The organism is Limnohabitans sp., assembly GCF_038134685.1.
GTDB lineage: Bacteria > Pseudomonadota > Gammaproteobacteria > Burkholderiales > Burkholderiaceae_C > Limnohabitans_A.
On the sequence record NZ_JAYPVP010000045.1, the window covers coordinates 1 to 3,925 of the forward strand.

Below are 3,925 nucleotides of genomic sequence, written 5' to 3' on the forward strand. Positions count from 1 at the left end.
GCTCAGCATCGCGAAGATGACGGGCAGCGTGAAGTAAGTGTTGTGCACGCTACGCTGCTTGCCGCGCTTGCCGTGGATGGCGAGGGCTGCCGCATCGTATTTCTCGCCGCTGGTCATGGCGGCCACAACTTTTCGCTGGCCGGGGATGATCCAGAAGAACACATTGGCGCTCATGGCGGTGGCGATCATGGCGCCGACCAGCAAGAAGGCGGCGCGGCCTGCAAACAGCTGATTGGCAACCCATGATGCCAAGGCCACGACCACAATCATCAGGCCGGCGACGATGAGTTCGCCATTTTTCTTGAAGCCGAAGACGCGGCAGACGGTGTCGTAAATGAACCAGAAGGCGACCAGAAAGCCCACGGCGGCAAAGCCTGCGGTGGCAGGCGCCCAGTCCATGAGTGATTTGTCAATCAGGAAGGTGCCAGCGTTCCAGAGATACAGCACCGTGAACAGCGCAAAGCCTGACAGCCAGGTGGAGTAGCTTTCCCAATAGAACCAGTGCAGTTTGGTGTGGATCTTCTTGGGGGCGACCATGTACTTTTGCGGGTTGTAAAAACCACCGCCGTGCACCGCCCACATGGCCCCGTCCACGCCTTTTTCGAGCAAGTCGGGCGAGGTGGGTTTTTGCAGGTTGTTGTCCAGAAAGACAAAGTAAAACGACGAGCCGATCCAGGCAATCGCCGTGATCACATGCAGCCACCTGAGCAGCAGGTTGGCCCAATCAAGCAAATAAGCTTCCATGAGGGGTCTCCAACCTGCTCACCACCGCGGGCTCTGTGAGCAGTTTCATGGGCCGCGAACAAGGTGTTGGACTCAACACACCTGCGCCGCTGCGGCCAGTGCACTGAAGTGTATACAGTTTTTGTCTACTCTACCAGTGCCCTACCCCCGGATAAACCCGGGATGTTCAGCCCAGAGTTTGCAAGAGTTGTGCCGCCACGGATGCGGCGATGACTTCGGGCTCCTTGCCTTTGATGCCGGGCAGGCCAATGGGACAAGTGATGCGGTCGATTTCGTCTTGCGTGAAACCGCGCTCGAGCAGGCGGTGGCTGAAGCTGGCCCATTTGGTCTTGCTGCCGATCAGGCCCACAAAGGGCAAGTCGTTGCGTTCGCGCAGGCGCTTGAGGCAGGCCACGACAATGTCCAGATCCTCAGCATGGCTGAAACTCATGATCAGCACCCGCGACTGGGGCAAGACATCCTGCACCGCTGCTTGCACCGGATTGGAGTGTTCGCACAAAACCTGTGCAGGAACATCGACCGGAAACACCTCATCGCGGCTGTCAATCCAGTGCACTGCAAAAGGCAAAGGGGCCAGCGCCCGCACCAGCGCATGCCCCACATGCCCACCGCCAAACAATGCCACCGGTATTCGGGTTTGCTGCAGTTGTTGTTGCATAGCGGTCACATCCGCTGCATGGACAAGGGCGTATCCCAGCTCCACCACGCCGCCACAGCATTGGCCCAGACTGGGCCCTAAAACGTGTCGCTCGGGCTGTTCAGGGGTGACTCCAGATTGCAGCAACTGGCGGGCACGGGCAATGGCGACAAACTCCAGATGGCCGCCGCCAATGGTGCCTGCGAAGCCATCGGCGAATACCAGCATGTGCGTGCCCGTCTCGCGCGGCACCGAGCCGCGCGTGCCCACCACACTGACGCAAACGGCTGGCTCATTGGCCAGGCGCATCAAACCCCGCTCGAGATCGTCCACAAATCCTCTTTTTGATTCATCGGCTGTGCAAAAACCTTTGCCAATGCCACAATCCGTATTATGAATACGCCAACGCACTTTCCAATTTGGGCTGCGCCTGCTGCATGGCGACGACTGGTCCAGTTGCTGCTCATCGCCGTTGCCCTGGGACTGGCGGGTTGCGCCACAGGCCCGGGCAAAGAACAGGCCATGCAATGGCCCGATCTTCCGGTGCAGGAAGCAGTGCCGAAAGTCACATCCAACGCCAACACCCCCAAACAATACCGGGGTGATGCGGCACGCCATCTCTACGAGCAAAACGGCCAGCGCATTTTCAAAGGCAAGATGCCGCCTTTGCTCTACGCGGTTGGCGTGCTCAATGTAGACATCGACAAGCAGGGCCAGGTTTCGCACCTGCACTGGACACGCGCCCCCAGACATGCCCCGGAAGTGATTGCTGAGATTGAGCGCACCGTGCTCGCTGCTGCCCCCTACCCCGCGCCCCAGAAAATGGGCCACGTGACGTACACCGACGTGTGGCTGTGGGACAAGAGCGGACGTTTTCAGCTCGACACGCTGACCGAAGGGCAGCGTTGAATCAAGCGCTCACAACATGAAAAAAGGGCCCTGAGTGATCAGGGCCCTTTTTGATTGCGGAGATGAAAATTGTTTTCAGGCTGCCGCTGCGTCGGCCTTGGCCTTCTCGCAAGCCAGCAGAATCCGCTCGGGCGTGGCGGGGGCCTCCATGCGCACCACGGCCTTGTGGTCGGCACTGGCCGCCACCGCGTCCTTGAGCGCAAAGAAAGCCGACAGGCCCAGCATCAAAGGCGGCTCGCCGGTGGCCTTGCTGTTGAACGGCGTGGGCTTGAGGTTGGCGTTGTCGAACAGGCTCACATTGAAGTGTTCGGGCACGTCACCGGCCACCGGGATCTTGTAGGTGGACGGGCCGTGGGTGAGCAGCTTGCCCTTCTTGTCCCAGATGCACTCTTCCATGGTCAGCCAGCCCATGCCCTGGATGTAGGCGCCTTCGATCTGGCCCTTGTCCAAAGCGGGGTTGATGCTGCGGCCCACGTCGTGCACGATGTCCACGGCCTTGAGCCACCACTCTCCCGTGCGGGTGTCGATTTCCACCTCGCTCACGGCAGCGCCGTAGCAGTAATAGTAGAAAGCGCGACCGTTGAGGGTGGTGAAGTCATATTTGATTTCGGGCGTCATGTAAAAGCCCGTGACCGACAGGCCCACGCGGTCGAGCCAGGCCTGCTTGGTCACGTCGGGCCAGTTGACCGACTTGCCGCCGCCGTGTGCCTGGTTGTTGGCAAAAGTCACTTCTTCAGCCGCACAGCCCAGCATGCGGGCCGCCACGGGTTTGAGGCGCTCGCGCATTTGCGCGGTGGCGTTCATGATGGCCGCGCCGTTGATGTCGGCACCACTCGAAGCCGATGTGGCCGAAGCGTTGGGCACCTTTTGTGAATCGGTGGCGGTGATGCGCACCTTGTCGACCGTGATGCCCAGACCGTCGGCGCAGACCTGCGCCATCTTGGTGTTCAGGCCCTGGCCCATTTCGGTGCCACCGTGATTGCAGCTGACCGAGCCGTCCATGTAGATCACCAGCAGCGCGCCGCCCTGGTTGAGGTGCGTGGCGGTGAAGCTGATGCCGAACTTGAGCGGCACCAGCGCGATTCCGCGCTTGCGGGTTTTGCTCTTGGCGTTGAAGGCCTGCACCGCGGCGCGGCGCTCGGCGTACTTCGATTCCTGTTCGACCTGCGCGATCACCTTGTCGCCCACCCAGTCTTCGATCAACTGGTTGTACTGGGTGGTCATGGTGTCGGGCGTGCCGCTGATGGCCGGATCTTTGTAGAGGTTGAGCTTGCGCACCTCCAGCGGGTCCTTACCCAGCGTGGCGGCGATTTCGTCGATCACGGTTTCGATGCCAAACATGCCCTGCGGGCCGCCAAAGCCGCGGAAGGCGGTGGCGCTTTGGGTGTTGGTCTTGCAGCGGTGGCTGACCAGCTTGAGCGCGGGGATGTGGTAGGCGTTGTCGATGTGCAGACAAGCGCGGTCATTCACCGGGCCGGAATAGTCCACGCTGTAGCCGCAACGTGAGGCCAGCATGATGTCGGCGCCCAGGATGCGGCCGTTGTCGTCAAAGCCCACTTCGTAGTCGATGCGGAAGTCGTGGCGCTTGCCGGTGATGGTCATGTCGTCGTCGCGGTTGACGCGCAGCTTGACCGG

Annotated in this window: 4 protein-coding genes; 1 reads left to right on the top strand and 3 read right to left on the bottom strand. The window is 60.8% G+C overall.

Annotated features, from left to right (window positions below):
- On the bottom strand, positions 1–744 hold a 744-nt coding region (locus AAFM15_RS11565; protein ID WP_341686866.1), incomplete at its 3' end, for a urate hydroxylase PuuD.
- A 166-nt stretch (positions 745–910) separates the two neighbouring features.
- A complete protein-coding gene (xdhC, locus tag AAFM15_RS11570; RefSeq protein ID WP_341686869.1) occupies positions 911–1,690 on the bottom strand; it encodes a xanthine dehydrogenase accessory protein XdhC in 780 nt (259 codons plus the stop codon).
- Positions 1,691–1,774: 84 nt separating this feature from the next.
- Here xdhC and AAFM15_RS11575 point away from each other — a divergent pair, with 84 nt between their 5' ends.
- On the top strand, positions 1,775–2,290 hold the full coding sequence (locus AAFM15_RS11575; protein WP_341686867.1) for a hypothetical protein: 516 nt from the start codon (positions 1,775–1,777) through the stop codon (positions 2,288–2,290).
- 75 nt (positions 2,291–2,365) lie between these two features.
- On the opposite strand, the gene AAFM15_RS11580 is transcribed toward AAFM15_RS11575, so the two are convergent.
- Positions 2,366–3,925: molybdopterin cofactor-binding domain-containing protein (locus AAFM15_RS11580; protein ID WP_341686868.1), on the bottom strand; the 1,560-nt coding region annotated here is incomplete at its 5' end.